21 protein-coding genes are annotated in these 24,509 nt (G+C 45.8%); 11 read left to right on the top strand and 10 right to left on the bottom strand.

What is annotated here, in order from left to right:
• Positions 1-277 precede the first annotated feature (277 nt).
• Together QUA13_RS02040 and QUA13_RS02035 are read left to right on the top strand one after the other, a co-directional pair.
• Entirely contained in the window at positions 278-1,951 is a 1,674-nt protein-coding gene (locus tag QUA13_RS02040; protein WP_333196233.1) for a SpoIIE family protein phosphatase, read from the top strand.
• Between the two features lie 498 nt (positions 1,952-2,449).
• Entirely contained in the window at positions 2,450-2,872 is a 423-nt protein-coding gene (locus tag QUA13_RS02035) for an ATP-binding protein (RefSeq protein WP_006633914.1), read from the top strand.
• 426 nt (positions 2,873-3,298) lie between these two features.
• On the opposite strand, the gene QUA13_RS02030 is transcribed toward QUA13_RS02035, so the two are convergent.
• Positions 3,299-3,733 (bottom strand): nuclear transport factor 2 family protein, encoded by a 435-nt coding sequence (locus tag QUA13_RS02030; RefSeq protein ID WP_333196230.1) that lies wholly within the window; start codon positions 3,731-3,733, stop codon positions 3,299-3,301.
• Positions 3,734-4,062: 329 nt separating this feature from the next.
• Positions 4,063-5,025 carry an orange carotenoid protein N-terminal domain-containing protein gene (locus QUA13_RS02025; RefSeq protein WP_333196228.1) on the bottom strand — a complete coding sequence of 321 codons (963 nt, stop codon included), beginning with the start codon at positions 5,023-5,025 and terminating at the stop codon, positions 4,063-4,065.
• Positions 5,026-5,303: 278 nt separating this feature from the next.
• On the opposite strand from QUA13_RS02025, the gene queG reads away from it, so the two are divergent.
• Complete coding sequence (gene queG, locus QUA13_RS02020; RefSeq protein WP_333196227.1) at positions 5,304-6,239, top strand: tRNA epoxyqueuosine(34) reductase QueG; 936 nt, start codon at positions 5,304-5,306, stop codon at positions 6,237-6,239.
• Between the two features lie 182 nt (positions 6,240-6,421).
• Positions 6,422-7,054: an HAD-IA family hydrolase gene (locus QUA13_RS02015; RefSeq protein WP_333196226.1), complete on the top strand. Its 633-nt coding sequence runs from the start codon at positions 6,422-6,424 to the stop codon at positions 7,052-7,054.
• A 33-nt stretch (positions 7,055-7,087) separates the two neighbouring features.
• Here the strand turns inward: QUA13_RS02015 and QUA13_RS02010 are convergent, their stop codons facing one another.
• Both QUA13_RS02010 and QUA13_RS02005 read right to left on the bottom strand, forming a co-directional pair.
• Positions 7,088-7,300 (bottom strand): hypothetical protein, encoded by a 213-nt coding sequence (locus QUA13_RS02010; RefSeq protein WP_172191424.1) that lies wholly within the window; start codon positions 7,298-7,300, stop codon positions 7,088-7,090.
• 42 nt (positions 7,301-7,342) lie between these two features.
• Positions 7,343-8,170 (bottom strand): SWIM zinc finger family protein, encoded by an 828-nt coding sequence (locus QUA13_RS02005; RefSeq protein ID WP_333196224.1) that lies wholly within the window; start codon positions 8,168-8,170, stop codon positions 7,343-7,345.
• Between QUA13_RS02005 and QUA13_RS02000 the strand changes: the two genes are divergently transcribed.
• Positions 8,144-8,278 carry a hypothetical protein gene (locus tag QUA13_RS02000; RefSeq protein ID WP_333196223.1) on the top strand — a complete coding sequence of 45 codons (135 nt, stop codon included), beginning with the start codon at positions 8,144-8,146 and terminating at the stop codon, positions 8,276-8,278. The genes QUA13_RS02005 and QUA13_RS02000 overlap by 27 nt on opposite strands.
• A gap of 147 nt (positions 8,279-8,425) precedes the next feature.
• Here QUA13_RS02000 and QUA13_RS01995 read toward each other — a convergent pair whose 3' ends face one another.
• Positions 8,426-13,174: an SNF2-related protein gene (locus QUA13_RS01995; RefSeq protein WP_333196221.1), complete on the bottom strand. Its 4,749-nt coding sequence runs from the start codon at positions 13,172-13,174 to the stop codon at positions 8,426-8,428.
• 440 nt (positions 13,175-13,614) lie between these two features.
• On the opposite strand from QUA13_RS01995, the gene QUA13_RS01990 reads away from it, so the two are divergent.
• The 4 genes from QUA13_RS01990 (at position 13,615) to QUA13_RS01975 (ending at position 19,019) form a co-directional block, all read left to right on the top strand.
• On the top strand, positions 13,615-15,768 hold the full coding sequence (locus QUA13_RS01990; RefSeq protein WP_333184257.1) for a polyribonucleotide nucleotidyltransferase: 2,154 nt from the start codon (positions 13,615-13,617) through the stop codon (positions 15,766-15,768).
• Between the two features lie 351 nt (positions 15,769-16,119).
• Positions 16,120-16,296, top strand: a complete 177-nt coding sequence (locus tag QUA13_RS32655) for a hypothetical protein (RefSeq protein ID WP_445242667.1) — start codon at positions 16,120-16,122, stop codon at positions 16,294-16,296.
• A gap of 595 nt (positions 16,297-16,891) precedes the next feature.
• Positions 16,892-18,133 carry an FAD-dependent oxidoreductase gene (locus QUA13_RS01980; protein WP_333196220.1) on the top strand — a complete coding sequence of 414 codons (1,242 nt, stop codon included), beginning with the start codon at positions 16,892-16,894 and terminating at the stop codon, positions 18,131-18,133.
• Positions 18,134-18,176: 43 nt separating this feature from the next.
• On the top strand, positions 18,177-19,019 hold the full coding sequence (locus QUA13_RS01975) for a glycosyltransferase (RefSeq protein ID WP_333196218.1): 843 nt from the start codon (positions 18,177-18,179) through the stop codon (positions 19,017-19,019).
• A gap of 54 nt (positions 19,020-19,073) precedes the next feature.
• Here QUA13_RS01975 and QUA13_RS01970 read toward each other — a convergent pair whose 3' ends face one another.
• From QUA13_RS01970 to QUA13_RS01950, 5 genes are all read right to left on the bottom strand, one after another.
• Positions 19,074-19,283, bottom strand: a complete 210-nt coding sequence (locus tag QUA13_RS01970; protein ID WP_333196217.1) for a hypothetical protein — start codon at positions 19,281-19,283, stop codon at positions 19,074-19,076.
• A gap of 117 nt (positions 19,284-19,400) precedes the next feature.
• Positions 19,401-20,681: a Rid family detoxifying hydrolase gene (locus QUA13_RS01965; RefSeq protein ID WP_333196215.1), complete on the bottom strand. Its 1,281-nt coding sequence runs from the start codon at positions 20,679-20,681 to the stop codon at positions 19,401-19,403.
• A gap of 115 nt (positions 20,682-20,796) precedes the next feature.
• Positions 20,797-21,291, bottom strand: coding sequence for a peptide-methionine (R)-S-oxide reductase MsrB (gene msrB / locus QUA13_RS01960; protein ID WP_333196212.1), 495 nt, complete (start codon positions 21,289-21,291; stop codon positions 20,797-20,799).
• A gap of 164 nt (positions 21,292-21,455) precedes the next feature.
• Complete coding sequence (locus QUA13_RS01955) at positions 21,456-22,172, bottom strand: molybdopterin-dependent oxidoreductase (RefSeq protein WP_333196210.1); 717 nt, start codon at positions 22,170-22,172, stop codon at positions 21,456-21,458.
• A 10-nt stretch (positions 22,173-22,182) separates the two neighbouring features.
• The gene (locus QUA13_RS01950; RefSeq protein ID WP_333196209.1) at positions 22,183-22,791 is read right to left on the bottom strand and encodes a cytochrome b/b6 domain-containing protein; all 609 of its coding nucleotides are present in this window, start codon (positions 22,789-22,791) and stop codon (positions 22,183-22,185) included.
• 254 nt (positions 22,792-23,045) lie between these two features.
• Here QUA13_RS01950 and QUA13_RS01945 point away from each other — a divergent pair, with 254 nt between their 5' ends.
• Both QUA13_RS01945 and QUA13_RS01940 read left to right on the top strand, forming a co-directional pair.
• Positions 23,046-23,666 (top strand): thioredoxin family protein, encoded by a 621-nt coding sequence (locus QUA13_RS01945; RefSeq protein ID WP_333196208.1) that lies wholly within the window; start codon positions 23,046-23,048, stop codon positions 23,664-23,666.
• A gap of 4 nt (positions 23,667-23,670) precedes the next feature.
• A complete protein-coding gene (locus QUA13_RS01940) occupies positions 23,671-24,363 on the top strand; it encodes a cytochrome c biogenesis CcdA family protein (RefSeq protein ID WP_333196207.1) in 693 nt (230 codons plus the stop codon).
• Positions 24,364-24,509 lie beyond the last annotated feature (146 nt).

Here is a 24,509-nt window from a genome sequence, read left to right as displayed (position 1 = left end):
GTAGCGACTGCTAACACGGTCGTTGCTCCTATCAAAGCACGAAAGCTGACTCGGGAATTTTCCCTATTGAAGCGGCCTACCGAGGCGGGTTACAGTATCAAAAGCCTCTCATCTGTTGTGCGAGCAGATGGTGCGAAAGGAATGCTCACCTTAAGGTAAAACGGGTTTCTTTTACTCAACTTGACGTAACTGATATGTTGCATATATCCAGCCCCCCTTTTCCTCCCGCCACCTTGCTGAATACAGCTATGGTGGGGGTTTTCAAGGGGGAAGAAAGATGAGTCGGGGAGATGGAAGCAAGCTGAAATTGATGGTAGTCGATGACGAACCCGATAACTTGGATTTATTGTACCGGACGTTTCGACGCGACTTTCAAGTTTACAAAGCAGATAGCGCCCTCAGCGCCCTGGAAGTTCTAGACCAACAGGGCGAGATGGCGGTGATTATATCTGACCAGCGGATGCCAGAAATGAACGGCACCGAGTTTTTGGGGAAAACTGTCGAGCGATTTCCCGATACGATTCGGATTCTGCTAACGGGATACACCGATGTTGAAGATTTGGTCGAGGCCATCAACTCAGGTCAAGTTTTCAAATACATCACCAAACCGTGGAATCCAGAAGAACTCAAATTGGTGATCAATCAAGCCTCAGAAACTTACAAATACTACAAGCAGCGCAGTGTTGCACTGCGCCGCGCTTTGCGCAAGGAATCTCTGTTCAATGAGGTGATGAGCGTGATTCGCGGGTCGCTAGATTACTCTAGTATGGTACAAACTATTGTTCAAACCGTAGGCCAAACTTTTGAAGCCAACTATTGTATGCTGCGGCCGGTAGAAGCCGATCGACTATTGCCGAGTACCTTCCCCTACCAAGCCCAAACCTCTGAAGCCAGCAGCTTTTCTTTTGATGAAAATTTGCTGGTTCAAGCCGTAGCCAGCCGCCAAACTCAAGTGAACCAAAACAGTGGGGGGGACGGTAACTCGGTTGAGATTGCCGTCCCCCTGACTTACCAGCAAGAATTGCTGGCGGTACTGGCTTTGTGCCAGATTGGCGGCACTAACCCTTGGTCGGCAGAAGATATAGAGTTAATAGAAGGTGTAGCAGCTCAAGCTGCTCTGGCCCTGTCTCAAGCTAAGCTATACCAGCGCACTCTGGATTTAGCCAAGCAGATGCAAAACGAGTTGGAAGTGGCTCGCCAAATCCAAACAAACTTGTTGCGCCAAAGTTGGCCGGATTTTGAAACAGTCAGGGTGCAAGCTTGCTGCTATCCCGCGCGGGAAGTTGGCGGCGACTTTTTTGAAGTCTACGTCCACTCCCAAGGGGATATTTGGATAGCGGTGGGAGATGTTTCGGGTAAGGGAGTTCCGGCTGCTCTATTTATGGCCAGCGCGATTTCGGTGATGCGGCGGGAACTTTCCCAAGAAGTTTCTCCTGAACCCGATCGAGTTATGCACAATATGAATAGCAGTATGTCTGACGACCTGATCGGCAACAACCATTTTATTACAATGGTTGTTGCTCGTTACACTCCGTCAACGGGACACCTCGCCTTTGCTAATGCCGGTCACATTTACCCGATCGTTTGGTCTCACTCGGAGGTGAAAGCTCAAGCCGCTAGCGGTAAAACGCCAGCCGAGCCGAATTTCCTGAAAGCTCGTGGCATTCCCTTGGGGATACTACCAGTTTGGAGAGGCAAAGCAGGTACGATCGAATTAAAGTCAGGAGATGTATTTCTGCTGACGAGTGACGGGATTACTGAAGCTACCGTCACCACTGAAGCGGTCGCAGGGGGTGTACAAACCCGTTCTATGCTACAACAAGAAGGGCTTTGGCAACTCTTGATTCAGGAGCCTGGTTCCTTCAACTTGGACAATTTGTTGGCTCACATCCGAGCCGACAATCCCGTTCAGGAAGACGACCAAACCATACTCTCTCTGGAGGTTCTCTGAATCTGTCAGCGACTCCCGACGCATAGTCGGGGGTGAGAGCCGAAAAAACTCAAGCCCTGCTGGTTGACGGCCCACAGAGTAGTCCCGCAAAGGACTGCGTTATAGTCAACAGTAAAAAACCTAGCCCGCGATCGCGCGCAGCTAGTTTCCTGAATCGCTTTCCTGGGGGATTAAACACCTGTAAAGGGTTAAAGTAGAAGGCATTCGTCAGAAAAAACCAACGCTTAAAAGTCAGGGATTGAAACAAAGATTTTTTATACTTCGCTGCTTGCAGTCTCGGTATAAAGATCGCTTGTTAATGGGATTTAGACCCATAACTAAAGTTTTCAACAATACTCTTAACTTCTGCCTTCTACCGAATGACGAATGCCTGATTTTTCAACAGAAAAGGCTAGTATCCCCCGAGTAGCGACAAGTATTGAGCCCGAATCAATTCGGCGCGTCGTGTTTTATACCTGGTGTGAAGACACAGGGTTTTCAAACTTACGGGATTTTTTTATGAATACTGAGCTTCATGTGCCAAGCGACTTGCGGTTTTTAACAATTGTTGAAAATTGGTTGCTGAGCAGTTTGGAAGTTGAGCTAGGAGAGCACGTCGATTGGCCGCGTCAGTCGAATCGTTTGCGCTTGGTGTTAGCAGAAGCCTATTCTAACGTGATCCGCCATGCTCACAAAGATCAACCCAATTTGCCCGTGTTAATTCGCTTGAATTTAAAAAATAGGGATATTGGTTTAGAAATTTGGGATTACGGTAAAGGTTACGAAATGGATACTTACAATCCCCCGAGACCGGAAGCTAAACAGGAAAGCGGCTACGGCTGGCTGATTATGAGCAGACTTATGGATCGGGTGGACTACACTTTGCAAATAGACGGTCGCAACTGTCTGAAGTTGGAAGCAAGTTTGCCGGAAAAATCTTAATTAGTCATTAGTCCTTAGTCATTGACAATGCACTTTTTGACTCGATGAGGCTGTCTATCGCACGGTGCGGTGACAGCCACTTTTTCGTGCAGTATCGTCGGCGCAACACGAGACTGTAAGATTGTAGGGGTAGAGTCCCCGATCGCACAAATACCGAAGCAACGCGGTGCTTTATACCCTTAGCCGCACTTCACCAGAGATTTGCATAAAAAAACCCGGTTTCTGCCTCATTCTTGAGATAAAAAGCCGAGCCACCTCTCCATCGCATGACTTTAGCCATTACGTGCGATCGACAGGTCAAACCCAAATAGGCAACTTACAGCCGTTTTTAGCAATATGAGGTACAGTCTGGCGTGGGGTATGGGGCATGAGATTGCCCCCTGTACCTCATCAACCTGCAATCTGCTGTAAATCTCAAACAGCTTATTAAACATCAAATTTCGTCTGCGACCGCAGATTTAGCAATTCTTGGGGAGAAGCTAACAGTTTGACGGTGACAGAAAGGATTTTTTGGTCAGAATTGAGCATGAACAGCCATGCGACATTAATACCAAAGGCGGAAGTTTGCACCCGGCCGCTGACCTGAACTTCTACATTGCCATCTTCTAAAACTTGGCTGACACCTTGCTGCGGTTCGAGCTTCATTCCTCGCGCTTCTGTTTTTAGATAAGTAGCGATCGAGCTGCTGCCGATAATTGGCTCTTCAAACGGCGCGTGCAGAACCCCGTCATCAGTAAATAAATTAGCCGTAGCCTCAAAATCGCCCGCGTTTAAAGTTTCAAAATATCGCAGTACCGTTGGCTTTGTGATGCCGACAATCTTTATAGAGCTAGTTATAATAGGTCGAGTTGTTGCAGTCATAAAACAAGTGATTTAAGATGAATGAGTATACTGTAATCATTCTCTTTGTCGCAGCAAATCCCTCAAAAGATATAAGTAGGGGTAGGAAAATAATTCTCCGAAAAAAGGAGGAAGCCGAGAGCGTCGAGCACAGCTTCCAGAGCGATCGACCCAAATCAATACTAATTTCAAAAAAAATGCAACTGTAGGGAAGCCACAACCCCTCGCAGTCATCAGTCATTCCCAATTCTTCAATTCTTTAATCTTTAATCTTTAATGGTAGAAACCCAGACACCTGCAGGCATCTGGGTTTCTGGGCAAGGCTGTTTTACAGACCGAACCAGAATATTCTATTTGCGCATCAAATTGACCAATTCCTTAGGAGATGCCAACAAGTCGATCGCCACAAAGAAAATTTGACCTTGGGGATCTAGCAAAAACCGCCACGCAATGTTCATACCCACATTCGCGCCAAACCAGGGAGTTTCGACTTTGCCAGTGACTTTCACTTGGCGGTAGCCATCTTCTGCAGGTTCCGATACGCCTTGCTGCGGCATCATTTTCAGTCCGACGCACTCTTCCCGCATATAGTTGAGGATAGCCTCGCGACCGACGATCGGCTTTTGGAAAGGCGGTTGCAGAGCACCTTCTTCAGCAAATAAACCGACGGCTGGGGTGAAGTCGAAGGCGTTCATGTAGTCGATATAGCTGAGCACAGTCTGCTCGGTGATACCCTCAATTTTGGTTTTCACCCGCTCTTCTACAGCGGTGGGAGTGCTGCGGGGGGCCGAGCGTTTGCCGTACTCTTGGCTAAAAGCAGGGTCGTAGCCCATGTTAACTACGGTATTGCGAAGTACGGTAATTTGCTGGCCCGGATCTAGTTTCTTGATGGTTTCTAGAACTGCGGTGGCTTCGGGAGACATTTGATAGCCCGCGGGGATCGGAGCCACAAGGCCCTGTTTCATCAACTGCCCCAACTCGTACCAGAAACCGAGTTTGGTGTTGACGCGCAAGGAAGTGTAAATCCGACCGATGGTGGTGTCTGCGTTGCTGGCTAGGTCAAACATAGTTTTGCTTTGAGCAGCCGGCGACATTTGCTTGATTTCGTTGAGTATGCCTTCGACAAGCGCCATGCTGGCTACTCCCGGTGCTGCTGCGGTGATGGAAATGCCCATTTCGGTGTAGGCATACCAGAGCAAGGCTAGTTGGTCTTCAACGCTGAGTTTGTAAAATGCTTCGGTGGTAGCCGGAACAATGCTAGCAATCTCAGTGTTGGAAAAAATAGATTGAGCTGATTGAATGCTAACTGCCATGTGTATTTTGTGAGATTTGTGATTTTAGTGAGGTACTTGATTTAGGGACTCTCAAGCTGCCTTGATTAAAAGTATGTAACGTTTTGTTAATTTTTGCAAATATAAATTACATATGGCTGAGTTAGAAAACTATAATCAATGGTTTGGTAAATAGCGATCGCCATCACTAGACCGTGCGCCGAAGTAGTTTATTTAGGAAGCCGATCGTTAAAGTTGCTTTATATATCATATAAAATCAAAATAGTCAATACAAAAGGTAAATATTTGCCTGGTGTCAAATGAAAGCGCCAATTAGCAGCAATTTGGTTAAGCAAAAAGCCCTTGAGTTGGGATTTCACAAAGTCGGGATAGCCTCAAAAGACGCGGATTTCGATCTAGAAAAACAAAGATTGCAGGCTTGGTTGGATAAAGGCTATCAAGCGGATATGGGATGGATGGCTAACCCGAAACGTCAGGATATTCAATTGGTGATGCCAGAGGTGCAGTCCTTAATATGTGTCGCCATCAATTACTACACGCCTCACCAACGCCCGGGCGGTTCCGAATATGCTAAAATCTCTCGCTACGGCTGGGGCCGAGATTACCACAAAATTCTGCACAAAAAACTGAAGGTTTTGGCAAATTGGCTGCGATCGCAAGGCGAGGGAATTGAAGCACGGTATTATGCTGATACCGGGCCGATTCAAGATAAAATGTGGGCGCAGCGTGCCGGGATTGGCTGGATTGCCAAAAATGGTAATGTAATTTCGCGCGAATACGGTTCTTGGGTGTTTTTGGGCGAAATCTTGACTAATTTGAAGTTAGCGCCCGATGAGTCCCATACGGAACATTGCGGTACTTGTACTCGCTGCATTGAGGCGTGTCCGACGGGGGCAATTACTGAGCCTTTTGTGGTTAATGCCGATCGATGTATAGCGTATCATACGATCGAGAATCGAGCCGAAAAATTGCCCGACGAAATTGCATCTAATTTACAAGGTTGGGTAGCAGGTTGCGACATTTGTCAAGATGTTTGTCCTTGGAATCAGCGTTTTGCTAAACCAACTGATGTTGCAGACTTTGAGCCTTATCCTGAAAACATAGCGCCAACACTTGCAGAATTGGCCGACATTTCTGACGAGGAGTGGAACCGCCGATTTACAGCTTCGGCGCTGCGGCGAATTAAGCCGGAAATGCTGCGGCGAAATGCTACGGCAAATCAAATTAATCATTAAAAGTTGAGATGTTCGCCCTTCGGGTGCGCTCATAAGCACCTTACCCTATACATAATAGCCGTAGGGTGCTTGTGCACCGAAAGCCCATACATTATGGAGTAAATCATTCCATCTAAAATCTAAAATCTAAAATCTAAAATCTAAAATGGTATGATTCACCGTTCCTTATTTGCTATTGTCCAATGACCAAAGTAATTATTTTTGATTTTGACGGTACTTTAGCAGATACAATCGATATTCTTCTGAGTATCACCAACCGTTTGTCAGTTGAATTTGGCTTTAAGTCGGCAACCAAAGAGGAACTGGCTCAACTTAGCAATTTAAATTCTTGGCAAATTCTGATGTATTCGGGAATTTCCATCTTCAAATTCCCGCTGCTAATTAGAAAGCTGAAATCAGAGTTGCGGAGTGAAATTCCGAATATTCATTTATTTACCGGGATTAAAGAAGTTTTGTTAGAGTTAAAAAACAGCGGTTTTCAACTGGGTATTATTACCTCTAATTCTAGAGAAAATGTTTGGGATTCGCTTGAAAAAAATGAGTTGCAAGATACCTTTGATTTTATTTATTCAGGAACAACTTTTGGAAAACATAAAGTAATTAATCGATGGTTAAATAAAGAAAACATTAATCCCGAACAAGTCGTTTATGTGGGAGATGAAATTAGAGATATAGAAGCAGCTAAAAAAACTAAGATTAAAGTAATTGCTGTCGGTTGGGGTTTTAATTCTCGGTCAGCTTTGGCGGCACACAATCCCGATTTTTTGATCGAACGCCCCCAGGAATTAATCGGAGTTATCAATAATATGAAATGATTGTAATGTTGTTTTATGGAATGTTACAAAGCTTTAAGCATTAAAAACTTTGTGCGCGATCGGTTGAAAAGCTCGATCGATGCTGATATAAAAATAAATAGCAAGATTCCTTCGTTCACCAAATTGGAACAGCCTTATGTCAGCATTTGAGACTTTCTTAACTTTTAGCTTTGCTTCAATCTTCGCCGTAGCCACTTTGGCAACTTGGTTGCGCTTCACAAACCCGCCTTCTACTGCTAAACGCAATTAGAAATTGTCGCCCCAAGGGCTACAGCCCTACAAAAAAAGTTAATCTCCTTCGCCCCGTTTTAGTGCTGCTAAAACTGCTTGCTGGCTAACTGCTTGGTAAATTTTGGCAAAATGCTGTTTTAGCGCCTCAGATGCGGGCGATGATTTGCTAGCGGTTCCTTTTCCGTCGGTTGCGAGGGGAATCGGGCCTAAGATATCTAATACTGTTTCGCTGCTGGGTGGGGGTACAATTACTACTAGAGATGATTCTAGCTGCTGGTTGTATTCCCAAAAGCGATCGACCTTCGGCAATTTAGAATTCGCAGCGGGGGAATTTTCCCCGGAGTTGAGTTGGGAATTTTCCTCCCCTTGCGTACCTCGTCTTTGACGGAGTGCTGTCAAGATTTGCTCTTTTGTTCGGCCTCGCAATTGAAAGAGTACGAAAGGGTCTTCACTGAAGCGATCGCCCAATAAGTAGTATACTGCACTGATGTGTTTGCAAGGGTTTTTGGGGTCAGGACAGCTACAGCGCGATCGAATATCTGACAAGCTTAACGGAAATAGCGTTTTGCCTGCTGCGGCAAATACATCTTCAATATTGTGCGGCATTTCTCCTGCTAGTAATTTAGCTGAAAAAACTGCTCTTTGCGACATATTTTCAATCACATAATCCCAATCTTCATCGCTCAATGTGTCGAGCCCTAAAGAAACTTGATAGGGTTTGGGATCTGTTCCTTGAACTACGGCGATTACTTCTTGGTTGGGGAAGTTAATGCTGAGAACTTTACCCTCGCGCGCATATTGCCAGCCGCGTTCTAAGCGTTTTTTGAAGCGGTAGGTATTGATTAAATCTAACCACTGTTGTGTCCACCATTCTCTGTCAATCATAAGCCGAAGGAAGAAGGAAGAAGGAAGAAGGAAGAAGGAAGAAGGAAGAGGGAAGAGGGAAGAAGGAAGAAGGAAGAAGGAAGAAGGAAGAAAGCTTTAGTTATCTAGGAGAGTCAGAAACCGAGTCTTTTAGCAAAAAACTGGACTATAACCTTTAATTCTGGTAGAAAACCCGGTTTCTGTGGTCAGAGTGCGTAATTCCTCTGATGTTTCAGAACTAAAGTCCTCACGAGAAACCAAAGAAAATTAAACACATTATTCTTCTTCCGTTTCTATAATAGCATTGCGATCGAGAATTAGTAAATTGCGAAGTTGGTCTGTATCGAGTTCGGTGAGCCAGTTTTCACCTGCACTGACCACTTGTTCGGCTAAAGCTTTTTTGCTCTCGATCATATCGTGTATTTTCTCCTCTAACGTGCCCGTGCAGACAAATTTGTGGACTTGCACGTTGCGGGTTTGGCCGATGCGAAATACGCGGTCAGTTGCCTGATTTTCTACTGCGGGATTCCACCATCTGTCATAGTGGAAAACATGGGTTGCTCTGGTTAAGTTCAAACCTGTGCCGCCCGCTTTTAAGGATAATATCATAATCGGCGGACCTTGGGGGTCGTGCTGGAAGCGATCGATCATTTCTTCCCGCTGCTGTTGCCGAACTCCGCCGTAGAGAAACAAAACTTCTCGCCCTAAATGCTGTTCTAGATGCGGTTTCAGGAGTTTTCCCCATTCGGCAAATTGAGTAAAAATTAAAGCCCGATCGCCCTCAGCGATCACCTCTTCTAACATTTCCACCAACCGCTGCAATTTCCCCGATTCCTGACTCTTAATCTCCAATTCTTTCGGCTTAGCTTCTGCTTTTACAAGAGCCGGATGGTTGCAAAGTTGCTTGAGTTTTACCAGCAAAGCCAGAATCATTCCTCGGCGCTGAATGCCTTCGGCTGATTCTAATTCAGTTATTGACTCTTCGACTATTTTCTGATATAATACCGCCTGTCCAGCAGCCAGCCCGCAAAATACAGTCATTTCCTGTTTTTCGGGCAAATCTTGGATGATTTCTTTGTCAGTTTTTAGGCGGCGGAGGATGAAAGGCCGAACGAGCGATCGCAAAGTCTGCAATGATTCCCGATCTCCGTATTTCTCGATGGGAATTGCAAATCGGCGCTGAAAGAAATTGCGCGGCCCCAAATAGCCAGGATTCAGAAATTCCAAAATAGACCACAATTCTTGCAGTCTATTTTCCACCGGAGTTCCTGTCAGCGCAATTTTAAAAGATGCCTCGATTTGCCGTACCGCTTGCGACTGCTTCGCCTCGGAATTTTTAATATTTTGTGCTTCATCTAAAACCAATCCTTGCCATTTAATGCCTTGAAATTCTTTCGCATCGCGAAACACCAGGGCGTAACTGGTAATGATTAAATCCTTTTCCTTAATTGCCGTCGCAAATGCTTTTCCTTTAGCGCGTTTGTCTCCGTGGTGAACTAACACTTTCAGCGTCGGGCCAAATTTCTTGACTTCGCGCTCCCAGTTGCCCAGTACCGATGTCGGACAAACCAGTAATGTCGGCGCTTCTAGAGCATCTTGTTCTTGTAAATGCAGGAGAAAAGTAATTAGCTGAATAGTATTGTGGCACAAGATATTATTGGCAACAAAATTGTGATGCTTGCCCACCTCAAAATCATAAACCCACCCGCTGTACTCAACATCCTCAATTTCCTCTATCCGGCAATAAAAGACTTCGCGATCGAGTATAAGTTGCAAATTTTCTCGGACAGTATCTAGCTGCGCTACATTGAGATTTGCATAAGCCTCTAGGGTCTGATTCGTCCATTTAGAAGGCTTTAGCTGGCGGTACTCCTGTTCTGCGGAACCACCAAGCACATTTTCCATACCTGCTACCACCTTTCCTAGGCTGATGCGGGAAAACTGCTGGGAACCGTTAATATAAACAGGATTGTGCATTCCGAAATGCCGTAGTGGCAGTTTGGTCATCTCGACTGCATCGGCAACAATATCCGAAACCGGAATTCCTTCGACATTTGTATTGGCAGTAACTTCGCAAATTTTCTCTAAATTTTGCTGTTTTTCTGGATAACCGAAGCCAATTTCCTGCAAAAATATGCGCGCTGAGTTACCGCCGAAAGTACCGATATAATAGGTACGAAAAATCCCGCTGCCATTGGTTGCGCGTTTCTGCTTAGTGGCGATTCGCAGCCAAATTCCAAAGCGCCGCAGCAGTGTAGAAAGTTGTTGAATGATTAAAGGCGAAGCGGTGCTAATTTCGAGATTTCGCGTGTTAAGAAAGACCGAACCTTCAGCATCAAAGTAGTTTTTGAGGAAAATCCGTATGCTATCAAGATTGGCTTGCATGATGAATTGCGGGAAGCTTTTCTCGGCTGACAGCTTTCCCCACTCGTAGCCTTTAGACTCAAGAAAGCTGTGGTACGATCGACTACACACAGCTAAATATGCTGCTCTTTCCTTACCGGGAGTACGAACAGCAGGATTATTTATTTTGATCCCATACTTTTTGCTTAAACGGTGAAGTGTGAAACGCAATTCTTCAAGAACTGCCACATCTTTCTGCGTTATTGTGAGCATTGCTTGATCGCGCTGCTCATATCCCTCAGCAATCTGCCAAGCCAGAAACTTGACCAAATCGGGATCTTCCGGCTTTCCTTCCCAATACAATTTAGCAGGAACGCAAACATAATCTCCAACCTTGAGGTCATTTGTCCAGCCATCGCGTCCTAACAATTTGTGGCGGCGGGTAATTGTGATGCTGCTACCGTCTTGTAGTTTGATTGTTCGCAACTTTTCTTGCACTTGCTGGCGGTAAAGTCGTCGAACAGTCGCCTGTACAATTTTGCCTGTTTCCTGATTTATGGAATTTACCAGTAATTGCTCGTTAGGTTCAGACCAAAAGCCCTCACCGTCGAATTCTATTTTTCCGGCATAAGCTTCCCATATTTTTTCAGCTTTTTGTAAAAAACCATTAACAAAAAGCAAAGAATGTGGTAAAATGCACTTTCCTAATCCCATATCGTCCGCGAGACAAGCACCCAAACCCCAGCGTTCTAAGAATGCTAACCAGCCTGCTCCTAGCGCTTGATAAGGCCGCAATTGTCCTCGGAAACTAGCCGGAGTTGCGATCGCACTTACGGCTTGATTATCGCTCAAAGTATTCAACAATTCCTGAAGTTGACCCGTCGCCTCAAAATTCACCACAGGCAATTTCTCGATCGTCTGAGAATCGCCCGACGCCAAACGCAAAGCATCCTCCAAAGAAAGAGTCATTTGCTCTTTGCGGCTGGCAAAAAAAGTTTGAGCCGCTTTCACATCCGGCGCGCGCAACTCTACCCACTCGCCGTTAATTTCCACCAAAGGCGAATTCAACGCGATCAATCTGTCAAACTCTGCCTTAGAAATGCGCTGTCCGCCGATCGTCAATTCCCACTTAAAATTTAGCAGACTTTGCAATCCCAGCCCACCTTTCGCCGGATTCACTTTCGGAGTTTCCGCTTGAATGCTCAAACCCAAACGACTCGCCCAACCATCCGCCTTTGTCAAACTCGGCGGCAAAACCACGCCCAACCCGCTATCAGCAAACCGCCAAGCTACAGACTTAATAAACTCGTAAGCTTGCAGGGGATTTAATTGGCAAGATTGAGGCCGCTGGGCTTGCAAACTCGGTTCAATTAACGGATAAAGTTTCGAGGCTAAACCCAAGCCGCTGAGCAAAGTTTCTTGAGGCAATTCTATTGTCCGCCCCGCATAAGCCAAACGCTCGACTGAGTTGTTCCAAATAGTTGTCGCGTCTACCAAAAATTCCGCTTCATCTGCTGCTTGCAAGCAATAATTTAAACTCCAGTTGGCTTTACCAGGAGACGGCGGTATGAGTTGAAAGCAAGTGCGAAATTGACTTTGTTGAGATAATTGGTTTTGCAGCGGTGCAGTCCAAGCACTCAGCTTGGTTGCCAAGTTTTCTAAAGCTGCTGTTTCTACTTGAACTATCCCAGATTCTTGCTGCAAAGCTTGCAGCCATTCGCGCACAGGAGAAACTGTTTTGATGTCTAAAGTAGAGCTACCAGCCGATCGCACTTGACTATCTACAATACTGCTCAAAAAGCCTAACACCAATTCCTCCGCCCCCGCCGGCAAATCCACCGCTAAAGGCAATTGACTGGATTCTTCTTCCTTTTCCCCTCTTCCTTTTTCCTTCTTCCTGACATCCGTTACATCCGTTACATCCGTTACAGAATCCGTTGCCGAACTTCCTTCTTCCTTCGATTGATATGTTCTGCAAGCCGTCGGCATTTGCTTGACAAAAGTGGCGAGGCGGAGAATGTCTGTAGAACTATCTAACAGCGGTTGCCATTTAGCAATAGCAGAACCGTCCGACTGTTTCTCCAATCCCGGCAAAAATTTGCATCTTGCCAACAAATCCAAACTCCACCTAGCAATATGAGACCAAAAACGCAAATCTGAGCCGACGAAAGAGTCTGGTTCCGTGCTGTTAAGCGGTAGTGATTGCAAGAAAACAAAAGCTGCTTGAGGGTTGAGACAAAAACCCTCGACTTGCCAGGGATAAAGGTATATTTCCTCGGTTTTGGCCGGTTCCTCAAGTGCTGCTGCTGAGTGCTGCGGCATCAGATTTGCGTTGGATTCTGAGATTTTGGTCGGAAGTGCGATCGCCCGAATTTCCCTTTGAATTGAGGAGTTTTGGCAGGGAATTTCTGCTGCGTTTTGAGTTTTGGGCGATCGCCTAGTTTTTTTACTTTTTTCCGGTGAAGTTTCTGCGGTTTCCGGTAATTGCCAGTTGAGTTTTCCTGACTGCTGCAATGAATTTAGGAAAGTCTTAAATTCCGCTTCGGTCATGGCTAAGGGATGCGGTAGATTTATCCCCAATTCTAGGGTGTCAATCGCCCCAATTTTTCGCCAAGTTTCTCCCCAAATAAATAAGCAACTATTATCATTATCAAGTTGCCAACTGCCGTGTAAAATTGCCATGCTTTTTACCCTGATATTTTTATTTAAGTTCGAGGCTGACTACAGCATTTATATGGGATTTATGAATAAAATTTTAAACAAACAAAGGATATTTTTATCCAGACAGGACTTAGGTAGAACCTGTATCTGTAGGGTGCAACATAAGTACCTTACGGCTTATTCCCAGTCCTAGATAACTAAATCCTTCTTCCTTCAACGTCCCAATTCCCAAATGAAAATTCATAGTACCATCTATGGCAGGCGTTTAGCGGGCGATCGACCGGAGAATCGACCCCTGAGTGCAAAAAATAATTATCGAGTATAAATGCTTACAATCGAGACGCAGACAGTCGATCGCGAGGCGATTATCCCTGTCTTTTGGCGTCGGACTCTCAAACATCCTGTGGTAATGTTACGATCCCGACAGAGAAAGAATGTGGTAGATAAGGAAGCAGTGCTACATGGTAGAGATAGACAAGTCAATATCCTTCGATGGACGGGATATTAGACTGAAGATTGGTTTACTAGCGCCTCAAGCAGGCGGTGCAGTTTTGATTCAGTCGGGTGACACGGCGGTTTTGGTGACAGCGACTCGATCGCAGGGGAGAGAGGGAATTGATTTCCTGCCCCTGTTGGTGGATTACGAAGAGAGACTCTACGCTGGCGGTAAAATTCCCGGTGGATTTTTGCGCAGGGAAGGGCGTCCCCCAGAAAAAGTGACTTTGACAGGCCGTTTGATCGATCGACCGCTGCGCCCGCTATTTCCAAGCTGGCTGCGAGATGACATCCAAGTTGTAGCAACAACGGTTTCGATGGACGAACAAGTGCCGCCGGACGTTTTGGCGGTGACGGGGGCTTCGGTGGCGATACTGCTGGCGAAAATGCCGTTTTACGGGCCGATGGCAGCGGTGCGAGTCGGTTTGGTAGGGGACGATTTCATCATCAACCCCACCTACAGCGAAATCAAAGAAGGCGAGTTGGATCTCGTGGTAGCCGGTTCTCCTGATGGAGTAATCATGGTGGAAGCCAGCGCTAACCAATTGCCGGAACAGGATATCATCGAGGCGATCGACTTCGGCTATGAAGCAGCCTGTGACTTGATTCAAGCCCAGCGCGAAATTATGGCGGAATTGGGCATCGATTTGGTGGTAGAGGAACGGCCATCCCTAGATTCGGCTCTGGAAAACTTTATTCGCGATCGCGCCCAAGAACCCATCCGCATCATTTTGTCAAGATTTGAAAAAGACAAAACAATACGGAATGCAGCTTTGGACGAAGTTAAGGCAAATGAAGTCGAATCTGCGATCGCCGAACTCTCGGAAGACGATCCGGTAAAACTAGCGGCCACCGCCAACAGCAAGGCGATCGGCAACGTTTTCAAAGACGTTACCAAAAAAATGATGCGGAAGCAAATCCTCGAAGATGGCGTCCGTGTAGACGGTCGCAAGCTAGACGAGGTGCGACCCGTTTCTTGTCGCGTAGGCGTGCTGCCGTCGCGAGTACACGGCTGTGCGCTGTTCAATCGGGGGTTGACCCAAGTCTTGTCCGCAGCTACCCTGGGAACCCCGGGCGACGCCCAAGACTTAGGAGACGACTTGCACCCGCAGCAAGATAAACGCTACTTGCATCACTACAATTTCCCGCCGTTTTCGGTAGGAGAAACCAAGCCGATGCGATCGCCCGGACGCCGAGAAATCGGTCACGGAGCCCTGGCAGAACGCGCTTTGCTGCCCGTTTTGCCATCCAAAGAAGATTTCCCCTACGTCATTCGCGTAGTTTCCGAAATCCTTTCTTCCGACGGTTCCACCTCAATGGGTTCAGTTTGCGCCTCAACGCTAGCATTAATGGATGCAGGCGTTCCCCTTTCCCAACCCGTCAGCGGCGCGGCAATGGGCTTAATTAAAGAAGGCGATGAAGTCCGAATTTTGACTGACATTCAGGCAATTGAAGACTTCTTAGGCGACATGGACTTCAAAGTAGCCGGTACCGACACCGGGATTACTGCTTTGCAGATGGACATGAAAATCAAAGGTTTGCCCTTAGATGTGATTGCCACCGCCATCCGCCAAGCCAAACCGGCCAGACTGCACATTTTAGAAAGAATGCTGGCAACCATCGACACTCCCCGCAAGGAAATGTCGCCGTTTGCACCGCGTTTGCTAACCCTGAAAATCGATCCAGAATTTATCGGTTTGGTAATTGGACCAGGTGGCAAAACGATCAAAGCCATCACCGAAGAAACCGGTGTCAAAATTGACATCGAAGACGACGGAACCGTGACAATTGCTGGCAACGACAGCGAAAAAGCTCAGCGGGCTTACAACATTGTCCAAGGCATGACGCGCAAGTTGAATGCAGGAGACGTGTATGTCGGCCGCGTAACTCGAATTATTCCGATCGGCGCTTTTGTGGAAATTCTGCCCGGAAAAGAAGGAATGATTCACATTTCCCAGTTAGCGGACTACCGCGTTGGCAAAGTGGAAGACGAGTTAGCTGTGAACGATGAAGTGATTGTCAAAGTGCGAGAAATTGACAATAAAGGTCGAATTAATTTGACCCGCTTGAATATTCATCCCGACGAAGCGGTAGCCGCCCGCGAAGCGCTGAATAAATAGTTTACGGTTGGTAATTGGTAATTACTTGTAGAGTAATTGCTAATTGCTAATTGGTAACTGGTGATTAGTAATTGCTAATTGCTAGTTGAGATTAAATCTGATTGTTTCAGATTGATTTGAGAGTAGGTGCGCGACAGCGACAGATCGACAAGAGTGCGATCGGCTGTAGAAGTTAATACATTCGCGCACTTTACCCTCGGCGGTTGCTATACATAAAAATATAAAGTAGTAGGTTGGGTTGAGGTCACGAAACCCAACACTCATTAACCCGAGCGCCTGACCAAAATGCGTTAATTGCGATCGCCAGAAACAACCAATCATCACCAAAAATAGTGTAAACTTGCGATCGCGATGAACGCTCAAATCAGGATTCAGCAGCCGATGCAGAAAGCATCCCAGATGAAAGTAGAAAACTTAGATCATCTGGGCCTGGTAGTCGGTCTAATTGATGAAATAGGAATTGTCCAAAAAATCAATGAAGTTGTTAATGGTCTGATTTTTGACGTTTTATGGGTTAAGAAGATTTAATTTATGCCCTCACGTCATTCGATTTTAGATTTTAGATTTTAGATTTTAGATTTTAGATTTTAGATTGACACCACGGATAAATCCGGGGGCTTGATGATGCAAGGATTTTAGATTTTAGATTGACACCAGGGATAAATCCGGGACCCGTACCACAAGAAATTATTGGTCAATTTTTAGGGATTCCTAACTGGGTGATGCGAACGTTGCACAGATTTTTGGGTATTTTTTACTCACTATTATCTCGGATGATTCACTTTTACCCCCTCAATCCGCGTATGTGCCAGTTTGGGGTGCGGAATGTGGGTTGTATGACATGGAACAACCAGTTTACCATTTTGAATAAAATCGGCAATCCTTGCATTAAATAATTTTTTTTCCTGTAAGCGATCGTAGTGGTCGGAGGGACTTATAGCAAGTGGTATTTTTTGTGATTTGCGCTGCTCTAACAGAAGCCTCTGCATTTCGCAATCGCACCCCCTCCTAAGCCTCTGCATTTCGCGATCGCACTCCATCGAACTCACGTTTAATTAAGCCCACCTACTTAAGATAAACTGACAGATGTATTAAAATCCAAAAAATTGATAAAAATTAAGTTATGTCAGATCGGCACAAACCTGTTGTAATACTCGGTGCGGGACTGCAAGGTTGTTGTGTTGCCCTTGAGTTAGCCCAAAGAGGCGTTCGAGTTGTTCTGCTCGATCGAGACGAAATTCCTATGAACCGCGCCAGTCTCAGGAACGAAGGGAAAATTCATCTAGGATTAGTATACGCCAACGATCGCACTCTCGCCACCGCTAATCTCGTACTTCAAGGATCGTTGCATTTTTATAACCTATTAGCCAAATGGCTCGGATTGGCTATCGATCGACTCAGTTGTTCGACTCCCTTCAATTATTTAGTTGCAAACGATTCGCTGCTTACTGCTGACGAACTTGCCAAACACTACCGTGCGATCGAATTAGAATACCATCAATATCTCAAGCGATATCCTCAATTAAATTATTTAGGCCAACGACCGGAACAGCTTTATCGCTACCTAACCTCAGAGGAACTCGCGATTTATTTCCAAAGCTCGTATTTCAGGACTGGATTTCAAACGGCGGAACTTGCCGTCGATACAGAGCAATTAGCTATTCTGATTCGTCAGGCGATGGAACGCTCTTCAAGTATCCAATTTCTACCCTCTAAACTTGTAAAATCGGTGGAGAGATTCAACGGATTATTCCGCATTGAAGGAATCGATCCCGAAGGCACTTGGCTACTTGAGGGTCAACAAGTTATCAACGCCACCTGGGAGAACAGATTGGCGATCGATCGCAGTATTGGCATCGAGTGTATTGATGGTTGGTTGCATCGACTTAAATATCGAGTAATCGCTCGCCTACCCGAGTCACTTCGAGACGCACCATCAGTCACAATGGTCATCGGTCGCTATGGAGATGTGGTGATTCGTCCTAATGGGACAGTCTATTTATCGTGGTATCCGTTGGCTTTACAAGGCTGGAGTCACGAACTTCAACCTCCTGCATCGTGGGACGATCCTTGCCGGGGTCGAGTCCCTCAAAAACAAGCTCGGGATCTGGCAGCAGGTGTACTTGAGGCGATCGATTCTTGGTTCCCCGGTATCGGCAAATCAGAACCATTTTTAGTTGATGCGGGCGCAATATTTGCCTACGGTCGTACTGATGTAGATAAAACAACTAGCGGTCTTCACGATCGAACAAAAATAGGTGTTACCTCCGTTGACGGTTATCATACCGTAGATACTGGGAAACTCACAACTGCACCGCTATTCGCTATGACAGTAGCCGATCGAGTTATGGACTGGATGTTGTAACGGTATTAATAAAGTGACGCTTTATAGTTGAAGGGTGCCAAAAATGATAAACGATAACAAACAGTATCCTCTCGTCGTTGCTTGTTTAGCTACATGGAATGGAGAGGAATTCGTTGCAGATACTCTAGCATCTCTGGCTGCCCAAACCTATCCAAACTTGAAAGTTCTCATTTCGGATGATGCCTCGACCGATAATACGGTGGCAATTTGCGAACTCTCTACAACTAAAGATTTTCGATTCCATTTATTACGGCAAACGCAGCGATTGGGATGGATCGGTAATATAAATTTCCTGCTGAGTTCTGCCAAAGGGGACTACTTTTTTTTTATTTCCCATGATGATGTTTTGGAACCTACCTATGTGATGCGCCTGCTCGAAAAATTGGAGGCTCGGCCAAATGCTATTCTGGCGTTTTCGGATATAGAAACGATCGACACAAACAGCAATAGGGAGATTCAAGCCTACACAGCCCTTGACGGTATTGAGCGCAGAATCTATCGCGCACATCGAATGCTGTTGCAACGAGGTATTTGGTGGATTCCTTATCGAGGAATTTTTCGATCTGTTGCAGTAGATCGGATTGGAGGATTGAGGACTAATCTCGCTGGGGAATTTGCCGCAGACTGGCCGTGGCTAGTTCATTTGTCGTTACTTGGGGAATTTGTTCGCGTGCCGGAGGTCCTTTATAAAAAAGTTCAGAGAAAAAAGAGCCTCTCGCTAAATTGGAACTATACTATTGGAGCGTGGTTTGCTGCAACGCTGGCCTGTGCCGGTGAAATTTATCGATCCCGCTTATCTTTATTTGAAAAAATGCTTTTACAAATCTCGCTGGCAGGTGCTTTTCTACGTTGTATATGGAGATGGTTATTACCCTATATAACGTGAGTTCGATAGAGTGCGATCGCGAAATGCAGAGGCTTCTATTCTTGGGCAAGCGACCTACCCTGTGGCGCTTTCCTTACATCCCACATTCCGCACCCTCAACTGGCTTGTGGAGGTTTTATCGTAAATTGGGCGCTTCGGCTGGTAAATTAAATCACTAAACATACTTAAAATTTCCTGCCCAGCCGAAGCGCCCAAATCGTCAATTGACCAAAATGCGTGGTGTGACACTTTAGGGTGCGGAATGTAGGTTGTATGATTTTTCATTGTTCGTTATGCGTCGCAATGACGGATGGTTAGTCATAAAGGGATATCTAAGCCGAATTTGCTATAACCAAATCCCCGAATTCTTGAAGGAGTCAGGAATTTAGGACAAAGATTAACTCAAATCACGGCAATACAGTCAATCTCTACTAACACATCTTTCGGCAAACGCGAAACCTCCACACAAGCGCGTGCCGGTGCAGTTTCCGCATCAAAATATTTCGCATAAACCGCATTCACAGCGGCAAAATCATTCATATCTTTCAGAAAAACCGTAGTTTTTACCACATCCAACCAAGTAGCGCCGGCTTCTGTGAGAATCGCTTCGAGATTTGCCATAACTTGTTCGGTTTGTTTTGCCACATCGTCAGTGTAGACAATATCGTTTAGTCTAATGTCGATCGCAATTTGACCGGCTACAAACAGCATAGTGCCCGTAGCGGCGATCGCTTGATTGTATGGGCCCACGGGTGCCGGTGCTTTGTCAGTACAAATAATTTTGCGCGTCATAGATGTCACTTGTTGGGATTCTTGTTGAGAGGTTTCCGGTTTGTTGTCGATTTCTGGTTCTGAGATTTCTGGTTGGTAGATTTCTCCATCTGGCATTATCGCATCAGTGAAGTCTGCATTTTTAATATTCCAACCATAGGTTTGAGCATCAGTCAAGTCTGCTTTCTTAAGGTTAGCTCCCTCCAAACTTGCTAGCATCAAAGTTGCTTGTTTAAGACTAGCTTTTTCTAGATTTGCCCCTGCCAGACAGGCTTTTTTCAAATTTGTCCCTGTGAGGTCTGCTGCACTAATATCCGCCTCAGTCAGATTCACGCCTGATAAGTTAAGTGCAGAGAGATTGACACCTCGAAGTTGGGCTTTCTGGAGATTGGCATCTTCGAGACTAGCATTACCTAAGTTCACTTGACTCAATTGTGCTCCTGTCAAATTTGCCCTCGTGAAATTTGAGCCGCTCAGATTTGCTCTCTTTAAATTTACTTCCTTCAAGGAGGCTGTAGTTAACCATACAGAGATTAATTGGGCATCACTCAGGTTTGCATTGTCCAGCTTAGTATTTCTCAAATTGGCACTGGTGAGGTCTGCCCTACTCAAGTCAGCACTGGTGAGGTCTGCAAAACAGAAGTTGGCACTATTACCTGTCACCCCGATTAAGTTTGTTCCTATCAGGGATGCTCTACTGAAGTCTGCTCCATAGAGGCTTGCTTTGTTCAGAGTTGCCTCATTCAACTCAGCTCCCGTCAAATTTGCACCGCGTAGGTCTATTCCACTCAAGTCTGCACCTTTGAGGTTTATCCCGCTTAACTGTGCTTTTGTAAAGTTCCGTTCGCCTTTGGCATATCTTTCTAAAAGTTCTTCAGCATCCATAAATAGTCGATCGCCCTCACGTCCCACAAATCACTATACCATCCGCGCGAATCCGCGTGCACCTGCGGTTTAGCAGTAGAGAGCCGTTTGGGGCGTCGATAATTATGGGATTCTTTACCACAGGAGTACCCGTGAAAGAATGTCAGCCAGCAATAAATTTCATAGCAACACCGTTCATGCAGTAGCGTTTGCCAGTAGGTGCAGGGCCGTCATCAAATACGTGACCCAAATGCCCCCCGCAGCGATGGCAATGCACTTCAATTCTACTCGCAAACAGGGAATTATCCACCGATGTGGCGATCGCCCCTTTTATGGGGTCAGAAAAACTCGGCCAGCCAGTACCGCTATTAAATTTGGTTTGCGATGAAAAAAGTGGCAAATTGCACCCAGCACACGCATAAATCCCCTTACCGTATTGCTTATCGAGAGGGCTAGTGTGAGCGCGTTCAGTGCCGTGTTTTCGCAACACCTCAAACTGTGCCGGTGTCAAAATTTTGCGCCACTCTTCCTCACTTTTAGTGATTTCAAAAACATCCTTGGAAGCTGCCATAACTGTTGGTCTCCCAGGTAAATAGCGCGATAACCATGCGATGCTTACTGTTGCTGCACCAGCTTGTAAAAATAATCTTTTCTTCATGATACATCCACTTGCTAATTAATACCAATTCTGAAAACTATCGCTACACATACAGCAGATTCCAGGTTTATGAAATACACCCCACTAGAAGAGCGAGTGCTGTAGGGACACGGCAGTGCCGTGTCCCTACAAGAACTCGTAATTCAGGCTTCTCAAACACATTATTATAGCCCTCCAAACCACTCATAACCTTGATCCTCCCAGTAACCCTTTTCAGGCAGCAATTCAGAAACCAATGTAATTCGAGTTACCCACTTACTCTGTTTGTAACCTAGCTTAATTGGAGATGCGAGGCGTAGAGGCGCACCATTCTCAACACTCAGAGGATTACCATTTTTCTGATAAACCATCAAAGTCTGGGGGTGCAACGCTGAAGGCATATCCCAACTCTCGTAGTAGCCATCAGCAGATTTAAAGTAAATGTAGCGAGCATTTGCCTTTGGTTGCGCAAGGGCTACCAAATCCCGCAGGCGCACTCCGCCCCACTGCACGATAGCAGCCCAACCTTCCACACAAACATGGCGAATTGTCATTACACTCAAAGGCATAATCTGAAGTTGTTCTAGACTGAGGTTAAGAGGACGATTTACCTCACCATCAATTATCAGACGGAAAGCTTTTACATCAATATCTGGAGTAGAATCAAAGGTATTGATAATTAAGGCATTCGGCTCGATCGCACTTGCAGGAAATTCCGGTACGAGTTTTTGAGGATTCAACAACAAAGCTTCAACACTTTGGTTGAGAGGTTCAAAAGTCTTACCAACCACCTCATCAAAGGGAATCAACCCACAACCGCCTAAAAGTAAACCGATGCTAGAAAGTCCAGATAATTGGAGAAATTGGCGGCGCTGCCATAAACGAGGAGAGTCTGGAAACATTAGGAAACCTCTACCTAAAAATTGACTGAATCAGGCGCAAACCCCCTACCTTGAGGCCCAGCAAAGAGTGAATTAGTGCAAAGATGATGACGGTAGGAACCGAGATAAAGTGAACGACTCTCAGCGCCTGCCAACTGCCAAATAAATCGACAATCCAGTGGAATTGAGCAGGTTTATACATTCCCATTCCGCTAAGTAAAGCTAGCAGCAAAACCGGAATAATTGCTGTGTAAGCTAGGCGGTGCCATGAATAGTTTTTGCGCTTCTGGTTCTGAGAATTCTGCAAAGCTTTCAGGTCATTATAGCCGAGAAAACGATGCTGCCAGCGGCGGGTGATCAAAATATAGAGACCGTACCAAAATAAATTGAGTGCGAATAACCACATGGCCGCGAAATGCCAATGCCTGCCACCAGCCAGCCAACCGCCTAGCAAAAATATGGGTGGGAACTGCCATCCTCCCCGCCCACCAAAAACCGGATTCGAGTTGTAAATTTGCAATCCACTGCCAATCATCATAACTAGACTAATGATATTTAACCAGTGAAATAACTTCGCCCCAGTTGCCTGAGTCGGTAAAAATTTAGACCGAGATTTTTTAGAAGGAGCAGATGAATCCATAGTGCGTAAGGGTGACAAGAACAGGATTTATGCAAAACCTCTATATGTATGACTCCATGCACACCGCACATTATCGCTATAAATAGCACGTAAAACCACTGTTTGCATAAGTCCAGAAGAGACTGGGTTTTTAGTAGTCTCTAACTTAATACGAGGCTAACTCTATTTTGGATTTAAAATTTTTCCTCTTTGCATAAAACATCCACTTTCCGGTCATCTCCGTATATAAAGTAAATAAGGAAGGAAATTACTTTATGAACAAGCGCTGGCTGGGGCGACGCCAATTACTTTGGTATTTAGGGGTGGGATTTGGTGGGACTGCTCTCAGTTGTGGCATTAAGAAAGATATTATCCGCACTTCTAGCTCGGACAATATCCCCATACCCACTCCTGCTAAAACTCCTAATTTACGGACAGTCGAGAACGTTGCTCTCTCACCAACTGGAAAGTCTTTACCAGAGTTTCAAGGCATCAGTCAGTGGCTAAATTCTCCGCCGCTGAAAATAGCTGACCTTAAAGGCAAAGTGGTGTTGGTGCAATTTTGGACATTTGCCTGCATTAACTGTCAGCGCACTCTGCCCTACATCGTCCGCTGGCATCAGCAATATGCCGATCGCGGATTGAAGATTGTCGGCATACACACCCCAGAATTTCCCTTTGAGCGGGATGTAAACAACGTCAAAAAAGCTTTGAAGGAACACCAAATTACCTATCCAGTGCCACTGGATAACGAATTTAAAACTTGGGCTGCCTACCAGAATGAATACTGGCCTCATTTATTTTTAGCCGATCGCCAAGGCATCTGGCGCTATGACCATATTGGGGAAGGAGCTTATGAGGAAACCGAACAGACTATTCGCAAATTATTAGGGTAGTCAGATGGCAAATTCACTCACTTCGGCTGGTGTGGCTTTACTAGCAGGACTTTTAACAATTCTCTCGCCCTGCGTCTTACCAATCCTACCGATATTATTAGGACGAAGCCTTCAATCTCATCCCTATGGCCCAATTGCTTTGGTATCAGGATTAATCGCTGGTTTTGCGGTAATTGGGAGCTTGTTGGGAGTGACATCAGGGTGGTTTGTCAGTTGTGCTAGCATCCTCCGAACGGGAGCACTTGCCTTTCTGTTGATTGCTGGGATAAGTGCCATTTTTCCGCAGATTTACCAACTGCTGTTTAAATACTTACACTTTGAAAGTTGGCCCAAAGCACCCGCACGAGTAGGGTTGGTTGGCGAATTTTGGCTGGGAACCCAACTCGGCTTGCTTTGGACACCTTGTGCGGGGCCAGTTCTTGGCAGTATTCTGGTTTTAGCTGTTGTCAATCCTCAGCCTGTAACTGCGTTTGTTTTACTAATTTTGTACGGTTTAGGCGCTGGGTTGCCACTACTGGCGATCGCCTATGGAGGACGCTATTTCAGCCAGCACTTATTAGGTTTGCGCCCCCACAGTGCAGCCTTACAAAGAATCGGTGGCGTAATTGTTGTGGGAAGTGCGATCGCGATTCTTTTCGGTTGGGATGTCAAGATACAGCTTTGGTTAGCTCCGTTTTTTCCAACTCTGCCACTGTGAAGTGCGATCGGAATAAACTATTAATTATTGTTGAGATACAGTCCGCCATTCATCTCGCCGCCAAATTGGGTACAGTTATGGCGACAGATGAATGGCGGTTGAAGGTAAAAGTCGGTGATGTCTTTGGTAGAGGCTATTTTTTCATC

The organism is Microcoleus sp. S28C3, assembly GCF_036700785.1.
Classification (GTDB): domain Bacteria; phylum Cyanobacteriota; class Cyanobacteriia; order Cyanobacteriales; family Microcoleaceae; genus Microcoleus; species Microcoleus asticus.
The sequence above is the reverse complement of the archived record's forward strand: the minus strand, read 5'-3'. Positions and strand labels throughout refer to the sequence as shown.